Below are 21,853 nucleotides of genomic sequence, written 5' to 3'. Positions count from 1 at the left end.
TTACTTGTCTTTCCAGTGCACTTTGGCGTCTTTAATAAAGGACAGCGTCACCATAATGTTGACGAAGAACAGCGGGCATCCTCCGGCGATAATCGCGGTCTGAATCGGCTTCAACCCACCCAGCGCCAGCAGAACGATACCGATGATGCCGACCAGCACCGACCAGCCGATACGCACTAACAGAGGCGGCTCTTCACCATCGCGAACTTCACGACAGGTCGACATCGCCAGGGTGTAAGAGCAGGCGTTAATCAGCGTGACGGTGGCAATAAAGCAGAGGATGAAGAAGCCCCACATGGTGGCGGTGCTGAGCGGCAAGGCGGCCCAGGTTTCGATAATGGCGCGCGCCACGCCGTGTTGTTCAATCAACTGCGGAATGTTGAGGATGTTTTTATCCATCAGCAGCAGCGTGTTGCTGCCCAGCACTGTCCACAGGATCCAGGTAGACGCGGTCAGACCCATCACCATCCCGAAGCACAGTTCACGTACGGTACGACCACGGGAAATACGGGCCAGGAAGATACTCATCTGGATGGCGTAAATAACCCACCACGCCCAGTAGAAAACAGTCCAGCCCTGTGGGAAGCCGCCTTTACCGATGGCGTCGGTATAGAACAGCATCCGTGGCAGGTGCATTAACAGCATCCCGACGGAGTCGGTGAAGTAGTTCATGATGAAGCTGGCGCCGCTGACGATAAACACCCAGCCGAGCATCAGGAAGCTCAGGTAGCTACGCACATCGCTGGCGATTCTGACCCCTTTTTGCAGGCCGCAGGCCACGCAAATCGCGTTCAGAATGATCCAGCAGGTAATGATGATGGCATCCAATTGCAGCGTATGCGGAATACCGAACAGCCATTGCATACACTCGGTGACCAGCGGGGTAGCCAGACCGAGGCTGGTGCCCATCGCGAAGATCAGCGCCACCAGGTAGAAGTTATCGACGATGGTACCGAACAACCCTTTCGCATGCTTTTCACCGACGAGCGGTACTAGCGTGGAGCTGGGGCGGATGACATCCATCTTGCGTACAAAGAAGAAGTAGGCGAAGGCCACGGAAAGGAAGCTATAGGTTGCCCACGGTAGCGGCCCCCAGTGGAACAGGCTGTACGCCAGACCTATCTCTTTCGCGCCGGTGGAATTGGGTTCCAGGCCGAACGGCGGGGTGGAGATATAGTAGTAGATCTCAATAGAGCCCCAGAACAGAACCGCAGCGGATGTACAGGAGGCGAACATCATGAAAATCCAGCTGGCGGTGCTAAACTCCGGTTTTTCGTCACCTAATCTCTTTTTGGCATAGGGGCCAAAAACCAGCCAGAACCAGCCGAAGAGCATGACGACCATATACCATTCAAATGCCCAACCCCAGACGTTGGTGACATAACTGAATACCGCATTAATAACGACGTTAGCGGCATCAAGATCTCTGACTGTTAGCCAGCAAAGTATCCCGACAATTATTAATGGCGGAAAAAAAACCTTCGGTTCAATTCCCGATTTTTTCTTTTCATTTTTCATAAGTGAATTCCAGTGTGAAAACGAAATTTATTTAGCGTGCCAGTCCATGAACGTTTGTTTATTTATTATTAATGATTTGTTGATAAGTTTTTAACCTCTGGGACGCCTCAATGAGTAACTCATGATGGGTATTCACTTCGGGTGATTCTGTTATCTTCGTCACACTTTTTTGCGTTGATTATTTTGTGTCTAAATTTTGATTTTTGCTTTATTTATCAATTTGTTGGTTGTGGTTTTTTAACTTTTTTAAGTATCTGACGTTCAATATTGTTGAGCCAGCAAACAATATTGAAAATTTTCATATTTGGCATATTTCTTTCAATATTGGTGAGGTGCGTAACACTATTGAAAGTTACGAATATCAATGTGTGACATTTTCAATATTGGTGATTAAGGTTTTATTTCCGAATTAAAGAGCGTGATATCTGTATTTAACACCGCCGATATAAATACGTTTCCTTCATGATTTCTGGAGATGCAATGAAGATAATTACTTGCTACAAATGCGTACCTGATGAGCAGGATATTGCGATTAATAATGCTGACGGAACACTCGATTTCAGCAAAGCGGATAGCAAAATCAGCCAATATGATCTGAATGCAATTGAAGCTGCTTGCCAGTTAAAACAGCAGTTGGGAGACGCTCAGGTTGTCGCCATGAGCGTTGGCGGCAAAGCGCTGACTAATGCAAAAGGGCGCAAAGATGTCCTCTCTCGTGGCCCTGATGAACTGATTGTGGTCATTGACGATCAATTTGAGCAGGCGCTGCCGCAACACACCGCTACCGCGCTGGCCGCTGCCGCGCAAAAATCAGGTTTCGATCTGCTTATCTGCGGCGACGGTTCTTCCGATCTTTATGCTCAGCAGGTTGGTTTGCTGGTGGGCGAAGCGTTGAACATTCCGGCGATTAACGGCGTGAGTAAGATCCTCTCTCTTACCGACAGCACATTGACGGTAGAACGCGAACTGGAAGATGAAGTTGAAACGCTGAGCATCCCGCTCCCGGCGGTGATCGCGGTTTCCACCGACATTAACACCCCACAAATCCCTTCGATGAAAGCCATTCTTGGCGCGGCGAAAAAAACGGTTCAGGTCTGGTCGCCTGCGGATATCGGGCTGAACAGCGTACCCGCGTATTCCGCACAACAGGTTGCCGCACCGAAGCAGCGCGAGCGTCAGCGTGTGGTGATTGAAGGTGACGGTGAAGAACAAATCGCCGCGTTTGTCGAGAATCTGCGCAAAATCATTTAATTATCAGGGGATGTTATGAACAAATTTTCCAGTGTCTGGGTATTCAGCGATACCCCTTCTCGTCTGCCCGAACTGATGAGTGGCGCGCAGGCTGTAGGTGAAAAAGTTAACGCGTTCGTACTGAACGAAGCGGATAGCGCGACAGCATGTCACTTAGGCGCGGATCATGTCTGGCTGCTCAGCGGCAAACCAGAAGACCGCATGATCGAAGACTACGCTGCTGCGATGGCTGAGACTATTCGTCAGCATAGCGAGGGCGGCGCGGTGCTGCTGCCGAATACGCGTCGGGGCAAGCTGTTGGCGGCAAAGCTGGGCTATCGCTTGTCGGCTGCGGTTTCCAACGACGCCAGCGACGTCGCCCTGCAGGATGGAAAAGCGGCGGTTAAACATATGGTCTACGGCGGTCTGGCGATAGGGGCAGAGACCATCGCTTCGCCGTTTGCCGTGATCACACTCAGCAGCGGAACGTTTGACGCACAACAACCGGATGCTTCCCGCAGCGGCGAGATGCACACCGTGCAGTGGCAGGCTCCGGCCACTGCCGTGACCCGCACCGCAACCCAGGCGCGTCAGAGCAACAGCGTTGACCTCGACAAAGCGCGTCTGGTGGTCAGCGTGGGACGCGGCATCGGCAGCAAAGAGAATATCTCGCTGGCCGAAGCGCTGTGCCAGACGATTGGCGCCGAGCTGGCCTGTTCTCGCCCGGTGGCGGAAAACGAGAAGTGGATGGAGCACGAGCGCTACGTCGGTATCTCCAACCTGATGCTCAAGCCTGAACTGTATCTGGCGGTGGGGATCTCCGGGCAGATCCAACACATGGTCGGCGCCAACGGCGCGCAGACGATTTTCGCCATCAACAAAGATAAAAACGCGCCAATCTTCCAGTATGCGGATTTTGGCATCGTTGGCGATGCGCTGAAGATCCTGCCTGCGCTGACGGCTGCCTTAGCGCGATAAACCATTTCGGGCAGGATGCGAAGGTATCCTGCCGCTGACAGGAGTACGTATGTCCGAAGATATCTTTGATGCCATCATCGTGGGTGCAGGTCTGGCCGGTTCGGTTGCGGCGCTGGTGCTTGCTCGCGAAGGTGCACAGGTGCTGGTTATCGAGCGCGGCAATTCTGCTGGCGCGAAGAATGTCACCGGTGGGCGCTTGTATGCACATAGCCTGGAACGCATCATTCCCGGCTTTGCGGATCAGGCCCCCATTGAACGCATGATCACCCACGAAAAACTCGCCTTTATGACCGACAAAGGGGCGATGACGATGGATTATTGCAACGGCGAGGACGCCGCATCGTCGCAAGTTTCTTATTCCGTTTTGCGCAGTAAATTTGACGCCTGGCTGATGGAGCAGGCCGAAGAGGCGGGGGCGCAACTGATCACCGGTATTCGCGTCGATAACGTCGTTCAGCGTGATGGCAACGTCGTGGGCGTGGAAGCCGATGGCGATATTCTGGAAGCCAAAGTCGTAATCCTCGCTGACGGGGTGAATTCTCTGCTGGCTGAAAAGCTGGGCATGGCCAAACGCGTTGAGGCATCACATGTTGCCGTCGGCGTGAAGGAACTGATCGAATTGCCGAAGTCGGTCATTGAAGATCGTTTCCAGCTACAGGGCAACGAAGGTGCCGCCTGTCTGTTTGCCGGAGCGCCAACCGATGGTCTGATGGGCGGTGGCTTCCTGTATACGAATGAAACAACCCTTTCCCTGGGGCTGGTCTGCGGTCTTCATCATTTGAAAGACGCGAAAAAATCGGTCCCGCAAATGCTGGAAGATTTCAAACAGCATCCGGCAGTTGCGCCGCTGATCGCCGGTGGCAAGCTGGTGGAATATGCCGCGCACGTTGTACCCGAGGCGGGAATGAATATGCAGCCTGAACTGGTGGGCGATGGCGTACTGATTGCCGGGGATGCTGCCGGCATGTGTATGAACCTCGGCTTTACCATCCGTGGTATGGATCTTGCCATATCCGCAGGCGAAGCGGCGGCGAAGACGGTGCTTTCGGCGATGAAGCGCGACGATTTTAGCAAGCAGTCGCTGGGGGAATACCGTCAGCATCTGGACGAAGGTCCGATGCGCGATATGCGCATGTATCAGAAACTACCGGCTTTTCTTGATAATCCCCGCATGTTTACCGCCTATCCCGAAATGGCGGTCAATATCGCGCGCGACCTGTTCACCGTGGATGGCTCCGCTCCGGTGCCGATGCGTAAAAAAATCCTGCGCCATGCGAAGAAAGTGGGCTTCATCAACCTGATGAAAGATGGCCTGAAAGGAGTGACCGTATTATGACATCTCCCGTTAATGTGGACGTCAAACTGGGCGTCAATAAGTTCAATGTGGATGAAGATAGCCCGCACATCATTCTCAAAACCGATCCTGATAAACAGGTGCTGGAGGTGCTGATTAAGGCCTGTCCGGCGGGACTGTATAAAAAGCAGGACGACGGCAGCGTTCGTTTTGATTACGCCGGGTGCCTGGAGTGCGGAACGTGCCGGATCCTCGGCCTTGATACGGCGCTGGAAAAATGGGAATACCCGCGCGGGACGTTTGGCGTGGAGTTCCGCTACGGCTAATAAGTACGAAGTTGTGCCCCCGTAGGCCGGATAAGATGCGGTAGCGTCGCCATCCGGCAATCATGTGGCGCCAATGCCGGATGGCGGCGGAAACGCCTTATCCGGCCTACAGATGACGCTTTGCCCGTGTTGAAACAGGACATCACCATGCCGCAGCCCAGGAACTTTGACGACCTTAAATTCTCCTCCATCCATCGCAGAATTATGCTGTGGGGAAGCGGCGGCCCGTTCCTTGATGGCTACGTGCTGGTGATCATTGGCGTGGCGCTGGAACAACTGACGCCGCTATTGCACCTTGATGCTGAATGGATTGGCGCGCTCGGCGCGGCTACGCTTGCCGGACTGTTTATCGGCACCTCGTTGTTTGGCTATATTTGCGATAAAGTCGGGCGGCGTAAAATGTTCCTGCTTGATATTATCGCTATCGGCGTTATCTCCGTGGCGACCATGTTTGTTTCCACGCCGCTTGAATTGCTGGTGATGCGCGTTTTAATTGGCATTGTTATCGGCGCGGATTACCCTATCGCCACTTCCATGATTACGGAGTTTTCCAACACCCGCCAGCGTGCGTTCTCCATCGGTTTTATCGCCGCGATGTGGTACGTCGGCGCGACCTGCGCCAACCTGGTGGGTTACTGGCTGTATGACATGGAAGGCGGCTGGCGCTGGATGCTTGGCAGCGCCTTTATCCCGTGCTTAATCATTTTGATTGGCCGCTTTGACCTGCCGGAATCACCACGCTGGCTATTGCGAAAAGGACGGGTAAAAGAGTGCGAACAAATGATGATCAAACTGTTCGGCGAACCGGTCTGCTTTGACGATGAGCCGCCGCAGGAGACCCGCTTCCTGCAACTGTTTAATCGCCGTCATTTCCCGTTTGTACTGTTCGTTGCGGCTATCTGGACCTGTCAGGTAATCCCGATGTTCGCTATCTATACCTTTGGGCCGCAGATCGTCGGGTTACTCGGCTGGGAGCAGGGGCGCAACGCGGCGCTCGGCAATGTGGTGATTAGCCTCTTTTTTATGCTGGGCTGTATACCAGCGATGTTCTGGCTAAACAGTATTGGCCGTCGCCCTCTGCTTATTGGCAGCTTCGCCATGATGACTATCGCGCTGGCACTGCTGGGGCTGGTGTCAAATCTGGGCATCATACTGGTCGTGGTGGCGTTTGCGGTATACGCCTTCTTTTCCGGCGGGCCGGGCATACTGCAATGGCTTTATCCTAATGAACTCTTCCCGACGGATATTCGCGCTTCGGCCGTGGGGGTCATCATGTCATTAAGCCGCATCGGAACCATTGTCTCCACCTGGGCATTACCGATTTTTATTACTCGTTACGGCATTAATAACGTCATGCTGATTGGCGCGTTGATTTCGTTAGTCGGGCTTGGCGTATCGGTGATGTTTGCCCCGGAAACCCGCGGCTTGACGCTAACACAGACCGGAAACATGACTTTGCGCGGAACGCCATCGGATAACCCTCGCTAAGAGTGTTCTGCATTTCTCCCTGCTTTTCGCCAATAACGCTACAGTTAACAGTCACATGCTAAAACAACTGAAAAGCAGGGAGAACACCATGCAAAAACGTCTTATGACCGCACTGTTTACCGCAGCAACACTATTCACCGTCGCAGGATGCTCTTCTAACCAGGCCGTTGAAACCACGGATGGCAAAACTATTGTCACCGACGGGAAACCCGAGGTCGATAACGATACCGGTATGGTGTCTTACAAAAACGCCGCCACCGGGAAAACCGAACAGATTAACCGCGATCAGCTGAAAAATATGAGCGAGCTGGATAATTAATTCAATTTTTTCTGGTTAGCCGCTCAATAATATTCTCTCTTTATGCGCATCCATTTATTCCCATGCGAATAAATGGATGCCTGAACAGGCAGGGACGCCGGAAAACGTCGAAATACGTTAGACCATTCGCCCGTGTTCCCGCTTTCCCCACCGCGCTGTCCGCTTACATGAGGTTACACTCATCGACATTTCTCTGAACAGCGGCTCAACATTTCCCGGAAAAAAACATATCGCAGGGCATTTATCCTTATGATTAGGTATAAATGATGAGGTATAAGGAACAGGAGTCTGTAATGAAACTGAAACTAATACCTTTTTATTTGCTCGCGCTATTTTCTGCCGCCTCCGGGGCTACGGAGATAAACGCCTGCAAAGACCTGATCGGAACATGGAAAACCACGGCAGATAACCCGCCTTATACCATGACAATATTGCCGCCAGTAGAAGGCTGCGGGGAAAAATGTGTGAAACTGAACGTGCAGTATGAACTTGACGTGACTCACCGCAACGCGCTTTATTGTCATGAAGGACAAGAGGGGGTAAAAGGGCAGGGACCCATGGTGATAGCATTTGAAGGGGCGTATGGTGGACACGCTATTGGAACCTATAACCGACAGCTGCAATTACTGTGGGCTGGCGTAATACCGAAAAATAAAAAGGGGAAATGGATAACGAAAATGGAAAATTACTGGTTCAGGCAGGTAAAAGCGCACTAAATATTATCTTAAAACAGCCCGCAAAACCGTCTTACTCTCGAAGGGCTTACTGTCTGCGCGCGCCCATTCCAACGGCTTGCCTGCCCCGGATGAACTGTTGATAAAAAAGAGGGCCAGCATCTGTTTCCAGTCGGCCCTGAGTGGATTGTGACGTAACATGGCACCTTGCTGGCGCTCTCTTATTATTTCATGCCTGCGCCCTCGTTATGGCGCAATCAGAGCTTTATTTCGTCGCATCGTTATAAACTTCGGCAACGGCTTCAAAATTCGGACCATGCTCACGTGCAGCGATAATATGGTAATATTTTCCGCCTTTCGCATCGGCTAATGCTGACAATTTTTCGCGTAAATCAGTGGGTGAGGAAATCTGCCCGCCACTCTGGGACACATTTATGGTACCGACCTTAACCAGTTTGAAGTGGCTGATTTCTTGCTTAGAGACCTGCTCTGCCGCAAGCGTGCTGAATGAAGCAACCGTTGCCAGTAATGCGGCGGCAATAATGCATTTTTTCATGGTTCTGTTCCTGTTGCATTGATGATAAGGTTTGCGCAATATCAGTAATCCGTAACGAAATTATTTATACCCTTCATACTTCAAGTGGCTTATGGGTTGGCTACGGATTACTCGGCCCACCTATGGGCCTCGCCCTGACGGGCCGTCGCACGCGACGTTCAAATCTGCTCCCGGCAGATTTGCCGCTCACCCCAGTCACATAATTATCTATGCTCCAGGGGACTCACTCCCTTGCCGCCTTTAAGCAACTCGAATTATTTTGGGTATATAACCTCGGTTGATTATCTGAAAATAGACTTATTTGGTGTGACCGTCTTATATCTTGTTATAGTCACCTCTTTATGTTGTTGTCAATGTAAAATAATGCACTGTCAGTTAAAAAGAAACTTAACCCCCTGTAAATAATAGTTTTTATATTATTTCTTGTAATGACGGAATTTTTATTGAATCACGCGGCAATACGCTAGTTTTATTCATAAGCAACATAACAGAATTGAGTTATGTTTTAATTTCCCAGAGTGATATTACCGGTTGTATGTCTATGGTTGCGCGGCCTGTTACTGATAGTGTTTCTTTCGGGGAGATTTTCTTGTAGCGGCATAGGGTAATCACCGTAGCTGAAGGGAAAAGGCACGAACACAGCGCTATAGAGTATGTTTAATAATGTATTTTTTTATGAAGTAATGTCTGCAGTTGTATCTCTAAAATAAAAATAATGAGCTTTTCATCTAAATAATTTTTCAGTGAATTATGGTTATTTATTAATATATTTCTAATTTGAAATACAAATCAATTTATAACACATATTCTTACCCGGAAGGCATTGATACATATCCACGCTTCCTCGTACAGTAATAAATGAATATGTGATAAAGTTACTGACTACAGGTATAATAATATGAGTAATAAAAAAAATCTGTCCGCAGAAGAGACGGATCTTACGCGTAGGAAACTGTTAACCAGTGCCGGTATTCTTGCCGCCGGCGGTATGTTATCCGGCGCGGTAAAGGCTGATGAAAAATGCGCCGTCAAGGCGAAACCGGCGTGGGATAAACCGTTTACCGGCGAAATCCCGGAAAAATTGCCAGAAGGATATAATATTCTGTTAGTCGTGACCGACCAGGAGCGTTTTTTTCCTACGTTTCCTTTCCCGGTACCCGGCAGAGAGCGGCTCATGAAAACGGGGGTGACATTCTGTAATCATCAGAATACCAGTAATGTCTGTACGCCTTCCCGCTCCGTATTGTATACCGGCTTACATATGCCCCAGACAAAGATGTTTGATAATCTGGGATTACCCTGGATGCCTTATGACCTTGACCCCGCTCTTGGAACCACAGGCCATATGATGCGGGAACTGGGATACTATACGGCCTATAAAGGTAAGTGGCATCTTACAGAAAAACTGGAGAAGCCTTTGCCTGACGAAAAAGATGAGGATATTGATGTCGGGGATATTCCTGAACCAGAATTACATAAAATTATGGAAAAATATGGTTTTGCTGACTATCACGGCATCGGCGATATTATTGGCCATAGTAAAGGCGGCTATTTTTATGATTCAACCACCACGGCTCAGACTATAAATTGGTTAAGATGCAAGGGGCAGCCCTTGAATGACCAACACAAGCCCTGGTTCCTGGCCGTTAACCTCGTTAATCCTCATGACGTCATGTTTATTGATACCGATAAAGAGGGAGAAAAGGTACAGTGGCGTGGCGAGTTGGATCAGGATGATAATACCCTGGCGCCCACGCAGCCGCCGGAAAACGAGCTTTATCAGGCAAGCTGGCCGAACTATCCGCTGCCGGCAAACAGGCATCAATCATTCAATGAGCAGGGAAGACCGCCGGCGCATCTTGAATACCAGACGGCGCGCGCTGCGCTGGAAGGGCAGTTTCCTGATGAAGATCGTCGTTGGCGTAAACTGCTTGACTACTATTTCAACTGTATCCGCGATTGTGATACTCACCTTGACCGGATATTAAATGAACTTGATGCCCTCAAGTTAACTGATAAAACGATTGTTGTATTTACTGCCGATCATGGCGAATTAGGCGGAAGCCATCAGATGCACGGTAAAGGCGCTTCCGTTTATAAAGAACAGATCCATGTACCGATGATTATTTCCCACCCGGCGTACCCCGGTAATAAGAAATGTCAGGCGTTGACCTGTCATCTTGATATCGCGCCGACATTAGTTGGGCTGACCGGTTTGCCGGAAGAAAAACAGCACCAGGCGTTAGGCAACCGCAAAGGCGTTAATTTTAGCGGATTGCTAAAAAACCCGGAAGGCGTTGCGGTTAATGCGGTGAGAAATGCCAGCTTATATTGCTATGGCATGATCTTGTATACCGATGCCCATTATCTCCACCGCGTTATCGCGCTACAAAGAGATAAACAAAAAACGGTGGCGCAAATCAAGCAGGAAATATCCCATTTGCATCCTGATTTCAGCCATCGTTCAGGGACGCGGATGATTAACGATGGCCGTTATAAGTTTGCACGCTATTTCTCGCTAAGGGAGCATAATACGCCGGAAACCTGGGAGGATCTTATTAAGTACAACGATCTTGAACTTTACGATCTTAAAAATGATCCCGATGAGAACCATAACCTTGCTGCTGATAAACAGAAATATCAGGATCTCATTCTTACGATGAATGAAAAACTGAATAAAATTATCAAAGACGAAATTGGCGTGGATGACGGCAGTTTTATGCCGGATGCGGCCCGTGAGCCGTGGGATCTTACTATTGAGCAGTTTAACCGCATGGCGAAAGATTAAGAGCCTGGCCCATTAGGCTATTTTATTCGCCATTTTGGGACCGGGCAGTGCTCAAAATCCTCACGTACTACGTGTACGCTCCGGTTTCTGCGCGCTGGTCGGCCCCAAACTGGCTTCAACAATTACGCCTGGTGGGCCAGGCTCTAAGTGCCTGACCCATTAGGTTAATTTATGCGTCGGCGATCTGGCATCCAGCGTGTCTGGAGGTTCAGATGCTGTTGGCGCTGCGCTTATTGGGCCTGTGTCATCATGTAATAGATTGATATTACAGTCATTACAGGCAAATTTAGCGCAGCGCCGTCCGGCAAGAAGGCCTTAAACCGATTTGTCAGCGATTTAAGGCTGCTATCATCACCGACCTTTCCACACCGGATCGCGCTTTTCCGCAAACGCCTGCGGCCCTTCGAGAGCGTCTTCCGGGGGAAGGATGGCGTCAACTCCTTGCTGGCGTTAATTCAATTTTTTCTGATTAGCCGCTCAATAATATTCACTATTAGCCTGGCGAATTTGTCACTACACTTTGTGATAAAAAACAGATCATCACAGGCTAATCATGATCCTCATTATTTATGCGCATCCGTATCCGCATCATTCTCATGCGAATAAACGGATGCTTGAACAGGCAGGGACGCTGGAAAACGTCGAAATACGTTCGCTTTATCACCTCTATCCCGATTTCAATATTGACGTTGCCGCCGAGCAGGAGGCGCTGTCGCGCGCGAGTCTTATCGTCTGGCAGCATCCGATGCAGTGGTACAGCGTCCCTCCTTTACTCAAATTATGGATGGATAAAGTCCTCACCCACGGCTGGGCTTACGGTCATGGCGGTACGGCATTGCACGGTAAACATCTGCTGTGGGCGGTAACGACCGGCGGCGGTGAAAACCATTTTACTATCGGTTCACATCCGGGATTTGACGTCCTTTCTCAGCCGCTACAGGCGACGGCGCTCTATTGCGGCCTCAAATGGCTGCCGCCGTTTGCCATGCACTGCACGTTCATTTGCGATGACGACACCTTACAGGCGCAGGCGCGTCAGTATAAACAGCGTTTACTGGCATGGCAGGAGGTGAATCATGGATAGCCATACTCTTCTGCAGGCGCTGATCTATCTTGGTTCGGCGGCGTTGATTGTGCCGATTGCGGTACGTTTGGGCTTAGGATCGGTGCTGGGGTATCTGATTGCGGGTTGCATTATCGGCCCCTGGGGGCTACGGCTGGTAACGGACGCCGAATCTATTCTGCATTTTGCGGAAATCGGCGTTGTGCTGATGTTGTTTGTTATTGGGCTTGAGCTGGACCCACAACGGTTATGGAAGCTGCGCGCCTCGGTATTTGGCGGCGGCGCGTTACAAATGGTGGTCTGCGGCGGACTGATTGGTCTGTTCTGCATGTTTCTTGGCCTGCGTTGGCAGGTGGCGGAACTGATTGGCATGACGCTGGCGCTTTCGTCCACGGCTATCGCCATGCAGGCAATGAATGAGCGTAACCTGACCGTTTCACAAGTAGGGCGTAGCGCATTTGCAGTGCTCTTGTTCCAGGATATCGCGGCGATCCCGCTGGTGGCGATGATTCCGCTGCTGGCCGCCAGCGGCGCATCCACCACGCTTGGCGCGTTTGCGCTGTCGGCGTTGAAAGTCGCAGGCGCGTTAGCGCTGGTGGTGCTGCTGGGACGCTACGTCACGCGCCCGGCGCTGCGCTTTGTCGCGCGTTCTGGTTTGCGGGAAGTGTTCAGCGCCGTGGCGCTATTTCTGGTGTTTGGTTTCGGCCTGTTGCTGGAAGAGGTTGGGCTGTCAATGGCGATGGGCGCGTTCCTGGCGGGCGTTCTGCTGGCGAGTTCGGAATATCGTCATGCGCTGGAAAGCGATATTGAACCCTTTAAGGGGTTGCTGCTGGGGCTGTTCTTTATTGGCGTCGGCATGTCGATTGATTTCGGCACGCTAGTGAAGAATCCGCTGCGCATTCTGCTGTTGCTGGCCGGTTTTCTGGCAATCAAAATCGTCATGCTGTGGCTGGTCGCGAGGCCCCTGGGCGTACCGGCAAAACAGCGTCGCTGGTTTGCCGTCTTATTAGGCCAGGGAAGTGAGTTTGCGTTTGTGGTTTTTGGCGCGGCGCAAATGGCGGATGTACTTGAGCCGGAATGGGCAAAAGCGCTGACGCTGGCGGTCGCGCTGTCGATGGCGGCAACGCCGATTTTTTTGGTGCTGCTGACGCGCATGGAGAAGACCGCGACGGGGGAAGCGCGTGAGGCGGATGAAATCGACGAAGAGCAGCCGCGGGTCATTGTGGCCGGGTTTGGACGATTTGGGCAGATAGCCGGGCGTTTGCTGCTGTCGAGCGGGGTGAAGATGGTGGTGCTCGATCACGACCCCGATCATATCGAAACGCTGCGTAAATTCGGCATGAAGGTTTTTTATGGCGACGCGACGCGTATGGATTTGCTGGAATCTGCCGGAGCGGCGAAGGCGGAGGTATTGATTAACGCCATTGACGATCCGCAAACCAATTTGCAACTGAGTGAACTGGTGAGGTCGCATTTCCCGCATCTGCAGATTATCGCCCGCGCCCGTGATGTCGATCATTACATTCGCCTGCGCCAGGCTGGTGTGGCGATGCCCGAACGTGAAACCTTCGAAGGCGCGCTCAAAAGCGGACGACAGGCGCTGGAAGCGCTGGGGCTAGGGCGTTATGAAGCTCGCGAGCGCGCGGATCTGTTCCGCCATTTTAATACCCGGATGGTGGAAGATATGGCGAAAGGGGAAAACGATCTGTTATCTCGTGCCGCCGCCTATAAACGTACCAGCGCGATGTTGAGCGAAATTATTACCGAGGACCGGGAGCATCTGTCGTTGATTCAGCGCCACGGCTGGCAGGGAACGGCTGAGGGCAAACATTCCGGGGAGGTCGCCGATGAACCCGAGGTCAAACCGTCAATCTAAAGTAAAAAATGTGATGTTCTGCAAACTTTACTGCTAATTGGCTGTTTTTGAACTACTGTAATGCTGGCGCTCCACATCAAATGAGTGGCGTCGCCAGCAGAACGAAAAATTTTCGTGCTCATCCTCTTTTCGTCAGTCGACGAAAGATTGCGCTTTACGTATAGTGGCGGCAATTTTTTTTGTATCAGGAAATAATTAATGATCAGTCTGATTGCGGCGTTAGCGGTGGATCGCGTCATCGGTATGGAAAACGCCATGCCGTGGAACCTGCCTGCCGATCTCGCCTGGTTTAAACGTAACACGTTAAATAAACCTGTCGTTATGGGACGTCACACCTGGGAATCCATCGGACGCCCCTTACCGGGACGTAAAAATATTGTTATCAGCAGCCAGCCGGGCACCGACGATCGCGTGCAGTGGGTGAAGTCTGTCGATGAGGCGATTGCCGCTTGCGGCGATGCGCCGGAAATTATGGTCATTGGCGGCGGGCGCGTGTACGAGCAGTTCTTGCCAAAGGCGCAGAAGCTTTATCTGACGCATATTGATGCGGAAGTCGAAGGCGATACCCATTTTCCGGATTATGAACCGGATGACTGGGAATCGGTATTCAGTGAGTTTCACGATGCCGACGCGCAGAATTCTCACAGCTATTGTTTCGAGATTCTGGAACGTCGTTAACGCTGTAGTGCCGGATGGCGGCGAAACGCCTTATCCGGCCTACTCTTGAGCCAGATGTAGCCAGATGTAGGCCTGATAAGCGTAGCGCCATCAGGCATAAACCAATCCTTGAGCCAGATGTAGGCCTGAAAAGCGTAGCGCCATCAGGCATAAACCTATCAGGCGTTGACCGCTTCGCCTTCGCCCATATCCATCTGGCGGTTTGACGGCTGCACAAAATACTGTTTATCTTCCCAGCGTAAACAGGTCAACTCCCCGCCCCAGCAGCAGCCGGTATCCAGCGCGTAAATACCTTCCGGCGTCCCTTTCCCTTCCAGCGACGCCCAGTGCCCGAACGCAATACTGTAAGCCTCGCTCACCGGCCCCGGAATGGCGAACCACGGCTTCAGCGGCGCAGGGGCATTTTCCGGCGACGCTTTACTGTACATATCCAGTTGACCGTTAGGAAAGCAGTAACGCATACGGGTAAAGGCATTAGTAATAAAGCGTAGCCGCGCCAGACCGCTTAACTCCGGCGACCAGTTATTCGGCATATCGCCATACATCGCGTCGAGGAAAAAGGGGTACGAGTCGCTCGACAGCACCGCTTCAACATCGCGGGCGCACTCTTTTGCCGTCTGCAAATCCCACTGCGGGGTAATACCCGCATGCGCCATGACCAGCTTTTTCTCTTCATCTACCTGCAACAGCGGCTGACGGCGTAACCAATTCAACAGCTCATCGGCGTCCGGCGCTTCAAGAAGCGGGGTCAGCCGGTCTTTAGGTTTGTTGCGGCTAATCCCGGCGAATACGGCCAACAGGTGTAAATCGTGATTCCCCAACACCAAACGCACGCTATTGCCAAGTGATTTGACGTAGCGTAACACGTCCAGCGAACCGGGACCGCGGGCGACCAAATCGCCAGTCAGCCACAGAGTGTCTGTGTCTGGCGTAAATTCCACTTGCTGTAATAAGGCGATCAGTTCGTCGTAGCAACCGTGAACGTCGCCGATGAGATAAGTTGCCATTGTTATAATTTTAGTGAATGAGTGTAGGGACGGCGAGTCGAAACACGGGAATGTCGATGGTAAAGGCGTCGCCATTTTCATCGATCATTTCGTAATGACCCTGCATGGTGCCCAGCGGCGTTTCAATTACCGCGCCGCTGGTGTACTGATACTCTTCGCCAGGCGCAATGCGCGGCTGGACGCCAACCACACCTTCGCCCTGGACTTCGGTTTCACGGCCATGACCATTGGTAATCAGCCAGTAGCGGCCCAATAGCTGCACTGGCGCCCGGCCCAGATTGCGGATGGTTACGGTATAGGCAAAAACGTAACGTTCATCGTCAGGTGAGGATTGCGCCTCAATGTAGACGCTTTGCACCTGAATACACACTCTGGGCGAATTGATCATGTTTAACTCTCCTTCAAAGGCGCGTTTTCCGACAGATAATTGGCCATCTGGCAGTACTGCGCGACAGAGATATTTTCCGCGCGCATTGCCGGGTCAATACCCATTTCCGTCAACGTCTCAACGCTAAAAAGATTGCCGAGACTATTACGGATCGTTTTACGGCGCTGGTTAAAGGCCTCGGTGGTAATACGGCTCAACACGCGAATATCTTTAACCGGGTAAGGCATTGTTGCGTGTGGAACCAGACGCACCACGGCGGAGTCCACTTTGGGCGGCGGCGTGAAGGCGGATGGCGGCACTTCAAGCACCGGGATCACCTGACAGTAATATTGCGCCATCACGCTTAAACGACCATACGCTTTGCTGTTCGGTCCTGCAACCAGACGATTTACCACTTCTTTTTGCAACATAAAGTGCATGTCGGCAATGGCATCAGTATAGCTAAAGAGATGGAACATCAGCGGGGTGGAGATATTATAGGGCAGATTGCCGAACACACGCAGCGGTTGGCCCAACTGCGCAGACAGTTCACCAAAGTTCATGGTCATGGCGTCCTGCTGATAAATAGTCAGCTTCGGCCCTAAAAACGGATGGGTTTGCAAACGCGCCGCCAGATCGCGGTCAAGTTCAATGACCGTGAGCTTATCCAGTCGTTCGCCGACCGGCTCCGTCAGCGCCGCCAGACCGGGGCCGATTTCAACCATCGCCTGGCCTTTTTGCGGATTAATAGCAGAAACAATACTGTCGATCACAAACCGATCGTTGAGAAAGTTTTGCCCGAAGCGTTTACGGGCTAAATGGCCCTGATGGACTCGATTATTCATTGGGTATTAACAATCATTTTGATGGCGAGATTAAGCGCCGTAATAAAACTGCCGACATCCGCTTTTCCACGGCCCGCCAGTTCAAGCGCGGTGCCGTGGTCAACGGAGGTTCGAATAAAAGGTAGGCCGAGCGTTATATTCACTCCCCGACCGAATCCCTGGTATTTTAGCACGGGCAGGCCCTGATCGTGGTACATCGCCAGCACCGCGTCGGCATTATCGAGATATTTGGGCTGAAACAGCGTATCAGCAGGTAGCGGCCCGTTGAGTTTCATCCCCTGCGCCCGCAGCTCGTCGAGCACCGGAATGATGGTGTCTATCTCTTCCGTGCCCATATGACCGCCTTCGCCCGCGTGCGGATTCAGGCCACAGACAAGAATGCGCGGTTCGGCAATACCAAATTTGGTCCGCAAATCGTGATGCAAAATAGCAATCACTTCGTGCAAAAGCGCAGGGGTGATGGCGTCTGCAATCGCCCGTAGCGGCAGATGCGTGGTCGCCAGCGCCACGCGAAGTTCTTCGGTTGCCAGCATCATCACGACTTTTTTCGCCTGCGAACGCTCTTCGAAAAACTCGGTATGACCGGTAAACGGAATGCCTGCGTCGTTAATAACGCCTTTGTGCACGGGGCCTGTGATCAGCGCGGCAAATTCACCGTTCAGACAGCCATCACACGCTCGCGCCAGCGTCTCTACCACATAGGGGCCATTTTCTACCGTCAACTGACCGGGGATGGCAGGCGCGCGCAGCGAGACCGGCAATAGGGTCAGCGTTCCCACAGGCTGCGGCGCAGCGGGGACATCAGGCGAGTAAGGGAGAAGCGAGAGGGGCAGGCCGAGCATGGCGGCCCGCTCCGTCAGGAGCGCGCCGTCCGCACAGACGACCAGTTCAATCGGCCACGCGCGTTGCGCCAGTTGGACGACAAGATCGGGGCCAATCCCGGCGGGTTCGCCGGGAGTGATAACAACGCGTTGCGCACTGCTCATTAGTTACTCAAAATCTTAACGTAAGCGCTGGCGCGCTGTTCTTGCATCCAGGTCGCCGCTTCTTCTGAGAATTTACGGTTCATCAGCATACGATAAGCGCGATCTTTCTGCGCCGCATCGGTTTTGTCTACCTTACGCGTATCCAGCAATTCGATCAGATGCCAGCCAAAAGAGGAGTGTACCGGCGCGCTTATTTGGCCTTTATGCAGCTTCGTCAGCGCGTCGCGGAACGCCGGATCGAAAATATCTGGCGTAGCCCAACCCAAATCACCGCCCTGGTTAGCGGAGCCCGGGTCCTGAGAGTACTCTTTCGCCGCAGCGGCAAATGTGGTTTTACCACTCTTAATGTCAGCCGCGATTTCTTCCAGCTTCAGGCGCGCCTGCTGATCGTTCATGATCGGCGACGGCTTAAGCAGAATGTGACGAGCGTGAACTTCGGTCACGGAGATACTCTGGCTTTGACCGCGCAGGTCGTTTACTTTCAGAATGTGGAAGCCGACGCCGGAGCGAATCGGGCCGACAATGTCGCCTTTCTTCGCGGTGCTCAGCGCCTGGGCGAAAATCCCCGGCAGCTCCTGGATACGGCCCCAGCCCATCTGACCGCCTTTTAGCGCCTGCTGGTCGGCAGAGTAGGTAATCGCCAGTTTGCCGAAATCTGCGCCGTTACGCGCTTCTTCAACAATGCTTTCCGCCTGGCGCTGCGCGTCGTTAACCTGCTCGGAGGTTGGGTTTTCCGGCAGAGCAATCAGGATATGGCTCAGGTTCAGCTCGGTGCTGGCGTCGTTTTGGGTGCCAATCTGTTTTGCCAGCGCGTCAACTTCTTGCGGCAAAACGGTGATACGGCGACGAACCTCGTTGTTGCGCACTTCAGAGATAATCATCTCTTTACGAATCTGGTTACGGTAGGTTGAATAGTTCAGCCCATCGTAAGCCAGACGGCTGCGCATCTGATCCATCGTCATATTGTTTTGTTTGGCGATGTTGGCGATGGCCTGATCCAACTGCTCATCCGTGATTTTCACCCCCATCTTCTGACCCATCTGCAGGATAATTTGATCCATAATCAAACGTTCCAGGATCTGGTGACGCAGCGTGGCGTCGTCCGGAAGCTGCTGACCTGCCTGACCCGCGTTGAGTTTGACTGATTGCATTAAGCCATCAACGTCGCTTTCCAGCACGACGCCATTATTGACGACGGCTGCGACTTTATCGACTACCTGGGGGGCAGCGAAACTGGTATTCGCGATCATGGCGATACCGAGAAGCAGCGTTTTCCAGTTCTTCATACTTTTTCCATTTCAATTAACCGCAATGCGGATTACGTTGTAAATCAATCAGATTACATAGAGCTTTGGTACGGCAGAATGTTCGAACGCAACATTTCTTGCGTGCCGAGGCCGTAGTTAGAGCTCAAACCGCGCAGCTCAATGTTGAAGCCAATCGCGTTATCATAAATCGCGTGTTGTTTATCGTTATCCCAACCGTTCAGCTTACGTTCGTATCCGACGCGGATCGCATAGCAGCAAGAGTTGTACTGCAAGCCGAGCATCTGGTCTGCAGGTTTGCTCGAATTGGTATCGAAGTAGTACGCGCCGACAATCGACCAGCGATCGGCAATCGGCCAACTTGCCACCGCGCCCACCTGGTTGATGCCGTTTTTATACTGCTCTGCCGTGGAATAATACGAAGGCAACGTAGCCTGAATATATTCCGGGCTGGCATAGCGGTAGTTCAACTGTACCAGACGATCCTGATCCCGACGGTATTCGAGGCTGCTGCTGCTGGTAGCGACGCTATCCAGACGGGTATCGTACTGCACTCCGCTACGCAGCCCCCAGCGTTCTGAAATACGCCAGTAAGTGTCGCCTGCCCAAACCAGCGAACCGGTTTTGTCGTCATTCTCCCATTTAATGTTGTCATCGCCGGTGCGAGACTCCGTGAAATAGTAGATTTGACCAACAGAAACGTTAAAACGTTCAACGGCGGCATCATCATAAATGCGTGTTGTGACGCCGGTCGTGACCTGGTTGGCGGAAGCAATACGGTCGAGACCGCCATAAGTGCGGTCGCGGAACAGGCCGTTATAGTCGGATTGCAGCAAAGAAGAATCGTAGTTATAGATGCCGCTCTGGTCGCGGTACGGCACATACAGGTACTGCACGCGTGGTTCCAGCGTCTGGGTATACCCCGGCGCCAGCATCGCCATATCGCGTTCGAAGATGAGCTTACCGTCGACTTTAAACTGCGGCATGACGCGGTTAACCGAATCTTCCAGCTTATTTTTGTTGTTTGGATCGCTGTTATAGCTGTCCAGATTCGTTTGCTGATAGTGCGTCGCCATCAGCTTCGCTTCGGTATTCAGGCTGCCCCAGCGGTTGGAGAGCGGCAAATTAATGGTTGGCTCCAGGTGGACGCGGGTCGCTTCCGGCATATTGTCTTTGGTGTTGACGAAATGTACCGCCTGGCCGTAAATCCGGGTATCAAACGGCCCGAGATCGTTATGGTAGTAGTTAACGTCTAACTGCGGCTCCGCAGAGTAGCTGCTGGTGTTCTGATCGTTAAACACCTGGAATTGTTTGGTCGACACCGTAGCGTCAAAGTTTTGTACGGCGTAGCCGACGCTGAATTTCTGCGTTGCGTAGCCGTCGGTACTGGAACCGTACTTACTGTCGAAATCGTTAAAATAGCTGGAGTCGCTGACTTTGGTGTAATCGACGTTAAAACGCCACACCTGATCCATCACGCCTGAGTGCTGCCAGTAGAATAACCAGCGGTGCTTATCGCCCTCTTTGGGATGTTCGTCCTCGTAGACTTTATCAGAAGGCAGATAATCTAATTCCATCAACCCGGCGCCTGCCTGCGTGAGATAACGGAATTCGTTCTCCCACATAATATTGCCGCGGCGGTGCATATAGTGCGGGGTGATGGTGGCGTCCATATTGGGCGCGATGTTCCAGTAATACGGTAAGTAGAACTCGAAATAGTTCTTGGTCGTGTATTTCGCGTTCGGGATCAGGAAACCTGAGCGACGTTTGTCACCGACGGGTAGCTGTAAATAGGGGCTATAAAAGATCGGAACCGGACCTACTTTAAACCGGGCGTTCCAGATCTCCGCAACCTGTTCTTCACGGTCATGGATGACTTCACTCCCCACCACGCTCCAGGTATCGGAGCCAGGCAGACAGGAGGTAAAGCTGCCGTTTTCCAGAATGGTATAGCGGTTTTCGCCGCGCTGCTTCATGAGATCGGCTTTACCGCGCCCCTGACGGCCCACCATCTGGTAATCGCCTTCCCAGACGTTCGTGTCTTTGGTGTTCAGGTTCGCCCAGCCCTTCGGCCCTTTAAGGATGACCTGATTATCATCATAATGCACATTACCCAGCGCATCGACGGTGCGTACAGGTTCCGGCTGACCTTCCGCCTGCTTCTGATGAAGCTGCACTTCATCCGCTTGCAGGCGGCTATTCCCCTGCATAATGTCCACGTTGCCGGTAAAAACGGCATCGTCCGGGTAGTTACCTTTAGCGTTATCGGCATTGATAGTAACCGGCAGATCGTTGGTATCGCCTTTTACCAGAGGACGATCGTAGCTCGGCACGCCCAACATACACTGTGAGGCGAGATCGGCTGCCAGCCCCTGATGACTATAAAGGGCGCTGGCGATCATGGTGGCCAGAAGAGTGGGAATACGTTTTTTCATACGTTGTATTTATTGTTCCATCATCGGTAGCGTTGCGCGTGACAAACGGTCACAGCCTAACTTACTCATCTTCGCTGCGCCAGTGTTAATCCTGCCGTTTAGCGTCTGTGGTGTTAGGCACGGCATTGAATGACAGGTATGATAATGCAAATTATAGGCG

Annotated in this window: 19 protein-coding genes and 1 pseudogene; 11 read left to right on the top strand and 9 right to left on the bottom strand. The window is 52.1% G+C overall.

All coding sequences use genetic code 11. The features are described from left to right. Positions 1 to 1,518, bottom strand: coding sequence for an L-carnitine/gamma-butyrobetaine antiporter (gene caiT, locus OLG56_RS18165; RefSeq protein WP_000787073.1), 1,518 nt, complete (start codon positions 1,516 to 1,518; stop codon positions 1 to 3). A 480-nt stretch (positions 1,519 to 1,998) separates the two neighbouring features. Between caiT and OLG56_RS18160 the strand changes: the two genes are divergently transcribed. From OLG56_RS18160 to OLG56_RS18130, 7 genes are all read left to right on the top strand, one after another. Beyond that, positions 1,999 to 2,769: an electron transfer flavoprotein FixA gene (locus tag OLG56_RS18160; protein WP_023214734.1), complete on the top strand. Its 771-nt coding sequence runs from the start codon at positions 1,999 to 2,001 to the stop codon at positions 2,767 to 2,769. A 15-nt stretch (positions 2,770 to 2,784) separates the two neighbouring features. Beyond that, entirely contained in the window at positions 2,785 to 3,726 is a 942-nt protein-coding gene (locus OLG56_RS18155) for an electron transfer flavoprotein subunit alpha/FixB family protein (RefSeq protein WP_001032188.1), read from the top strand. Positions 3,727 to 3,775: 49 nt separating this feature from the next. Then, positions 3,776 to 5,062: an FAD-dependent oxidoreductase gene (locus OLG56_RS18150; protein ID WP_001287763.1), complete on the top strand. Its 1,287-nt coding sequence runs from the start codon at positions 3,776 to 3,778 to the stop codon at positions 5,060 to 5,062. Next, positions 5,059 to 5,346, top strand: a complete 288-nt coding sequence (gene fixX / locus OLG56_RS18145) for a ferredoxin-like protein FixX (RefSeq protein WP_000203738.1) — start codon at positions 5,059 to 5,061, stop codon at positions 5,344 to 5,346. Before OLG56_RS18150 ends, fixX begins: the two co-directional genes overlap by 4 nt. Positions 5,347 to 5,493: 147 nt before the next feature. After that, positions 5,494 to 6,834 (top strand): MFS transporter, encoded by a 1,341-nt coding sequence (locus OLG56_RS18140; RefSeq protein WP_001136169.1) that lies wholly within the window; start codon positions 5,494 to 5,496, stop codon positions 6,832 to 6,834. A gap of 88 nt (positions 6,835 to 6,922) precedes the next feature. Beyond that, positions 6,923 to 7,153, top strand: a complete 231-nt coding sequence (locus OLG56_RS18135; protein WP_001172089.1) for a YgdI/YgdR family lipoprotein — start codon at positions 6,923 to 6,925, stop codon at positions 7,151 to 7,153. Between the two features lie 299 nt (positions 7,154 to 7,452). Beyond that, positions 7,453 to 7,869, top strand: coding sequence for a hypothetical protein (locus tag OLG56_RS18130; protein WP_000767274.1), 417 nt, complete (start codon positions 7,453 to 7,455; stop codon positions 7,867 to 7,869). Positions 7,870 to 8,092: 223 nt separating this feature from the next. Here OLG56_RS18130 and srfN read toward each other — a convergent pair whose 3' ends face one another. Next, positions 8,093 to 8,383, bottom strand: coding sequence for a DUF1471 family virulence protein SrfN (gene srfN / locus OLG56_RS18125; protein WP_000710534.1), 291 nt, complete (start codon positions 8,381 to 8,383; stop codon positions 8,093 to 8,095). An 898-nt stretch (positions 8,384 to 9,281) separates the two neighbouring features. Here srfN and OLG56_RS18120 point away from each other — a divergent pair. Next, positions 9,282 to 11,171 carry a sulfatase family protein gene (locus OLG56_RS18120; protein ID WP_000066316.1) on the top strand — a complete coding sequence of 630 codons (1,890 nt, stop codon included), beginning with the start codon at positions 9,282 to 9,284 and terminating at the stop codon, positions 11,169 to 11,171. Between the two features lie 351 nt (positions 11,172 to 11,522). Here the strand turns inward: OLG56_RS18120 and OLG56_RS22380 are convergent. Then, positions 11,523 to 11,603, bottom strand: a pseudogene (locus tag OLG56_RS22380) (hypothetical protein); the annotation flags it as partial. A gap of 121 nt (positions 11,604 to 11,724) precedes the next feature. Between OLG56_RS22380 and kefF the strand changes: the two are divergent. The 3 genes from kefF to folA all read left to right on the top strand — a co-directional run bounded on the left by kefF (position 11,725) and on the right by folA (position 14,788). Continuing rightward, positions 11,725 to 12,255, top strand: a complete 531-nt coding sequence (gene kefF, locus OLG56_RS18115) for a glutathione-regulated potassium-efflux system oxidoreductase KefF (RefSeq protein ID WP_000600710.1) — start codon at positions 11,725 to 11,727, stop codon at positions 12,253 to 12,255. After that, the gene (kefC, locus tag OLG56_RS18110; RefSeq protein ID WP_061377110.1) at positions 12,248 to 14,110 is read left to right on the top strand and encodes a glutathione-regulated potassium-efflux system protein KefC; all 1,863 of its coding nucleotides are present in this window, start codon (positions 12,248 to 12,250) and stop codon (positions 14,108 to 14,110) included. The genes kefF and kefC overlap by 8 nt, the downstream gene beginning before the upstream one ends. 198 nt (positions 14,111 to 14,308) lie before the next feature. After that, positions 14,309 to 14,788: a type 3 dihydrofolate reductase gene (folA, locus tag OLG56_RS18105; protein WP_000624379.1), complete on the top strand. Its 480-nt coding sequence runs from the start codon at positions 14,309 to 14,311 to the stop codon at positions 14,786 to 14,788. Positions 14,789 to 14,946: 158 nt separating this feature from the next. Here folA and apaH read toward each other — a convergent pair whose 3' ends face one another. Genes apaH through lptD form a run of 6 tightly spaced genes read right to left on the bottom strand, consistent with a single transcriptional unit; the run spans position 14,947 to position 21,693 of the window. Next, positions 14,947 to 15,795 carry a bis(5'-nucleosyl)-tetraphosphatase (symmetrical) ApaH gene (gene apaH / locus OLG56_RS18100; protein ID WP_000257211.1) on the bottom strand — a complete coding sequence of 283 codons (849 nt, stop codon included), beginning with the start codon at positions 15,793 to 15,795 and terminating at the stop codon, positions 14,947 to 14,949. A gap of 10 nt (positions 15,796 to 15,805) precedes the next feature. Next, on the bottom strand, positions 15,806 to 16,183 hold the full coding sequence (gene apaG, locus OLG56_RS18095; RefSeq protein WP_000610894.1) for a Co2+/Mg2+ efflux facilitator ApaG/CorD: 378 nt from the start codon (positions 16,181 to 16,183) through the stop codon (positions 15,806 to 15,808). Between the two features lie 2 nt (positions 16,184 to 16,185). After that, positions 16,186 to 17,007, bottom strand: coding sequence for a 16S rRNA (adenine(1518)-N(6)/adenine(1519)-N(6))-dimethyltransferase RsmA (rsmA, locus tag OLG56_RS18090; protein ID WP_001065397.1), 822 nt, complete (start codon positions 17,005 to 17,007; stop codon positions 16,186 to 16,188). Beyond that, a complete protein-coding gene (pdxA, locus tag OLG56_RS18085) occupies positions 17,004 to 17,993 on the bottom strand; it encodes a 4-hydroxythreonine-4-phosphate dehydrogenase PdxA (protein WP_000093012.1) in 990 nt (329 codons plus the stop codon). Before pdxA ends, rsmA begins: the two co-directional genes overlap by 4 nt. Then, complete coding sequence (gene surA / locus OLG56_RS18080) at positions 17,993 to 19,279, bottom strand: peptidylprolyl isomerase SurA (RefSeq protein ID WP_000800482.1); 1,287 nt, start codon at positions 19,277 to 19,279, stop codon at positions 17,993 to 17,995. Before surA ends, pdxA begins: the two co-directional genes overlap by 1 nt. Before the next feature lie 53 nt (positions 19,280 to 19,332). Next, positions 19,333 to 21,693, bottom strand: coding sequence for an LPS assembly protein LptD (gene lptD, locus OLG56_RS18075; RefSeq protein ID WP_000746119.1), 2,361 nt, complete (start codon positions 21,691 to 21,693; stop codon positions 19,333 to 19,335). Between the last annotated feature and the right edge of the window lie 160 nt (positions 21,694 to 21,853).

It is taken from the genome of Salmonella sp. 2018103 (genome assembly GCF_026247685.1).
Taxonomy (GTDB): domain Bacteria; phylum Pseudomonadota; class Gammaproteobacteria; order Enterobacterales; family Enterobacteriaceae; genus Salmonella; species Salmonella enterica.
Note: the sequence above shows the minus strand (reverse complement) of the source record. Positions and strands in the feature narration are given on the sequence as shown.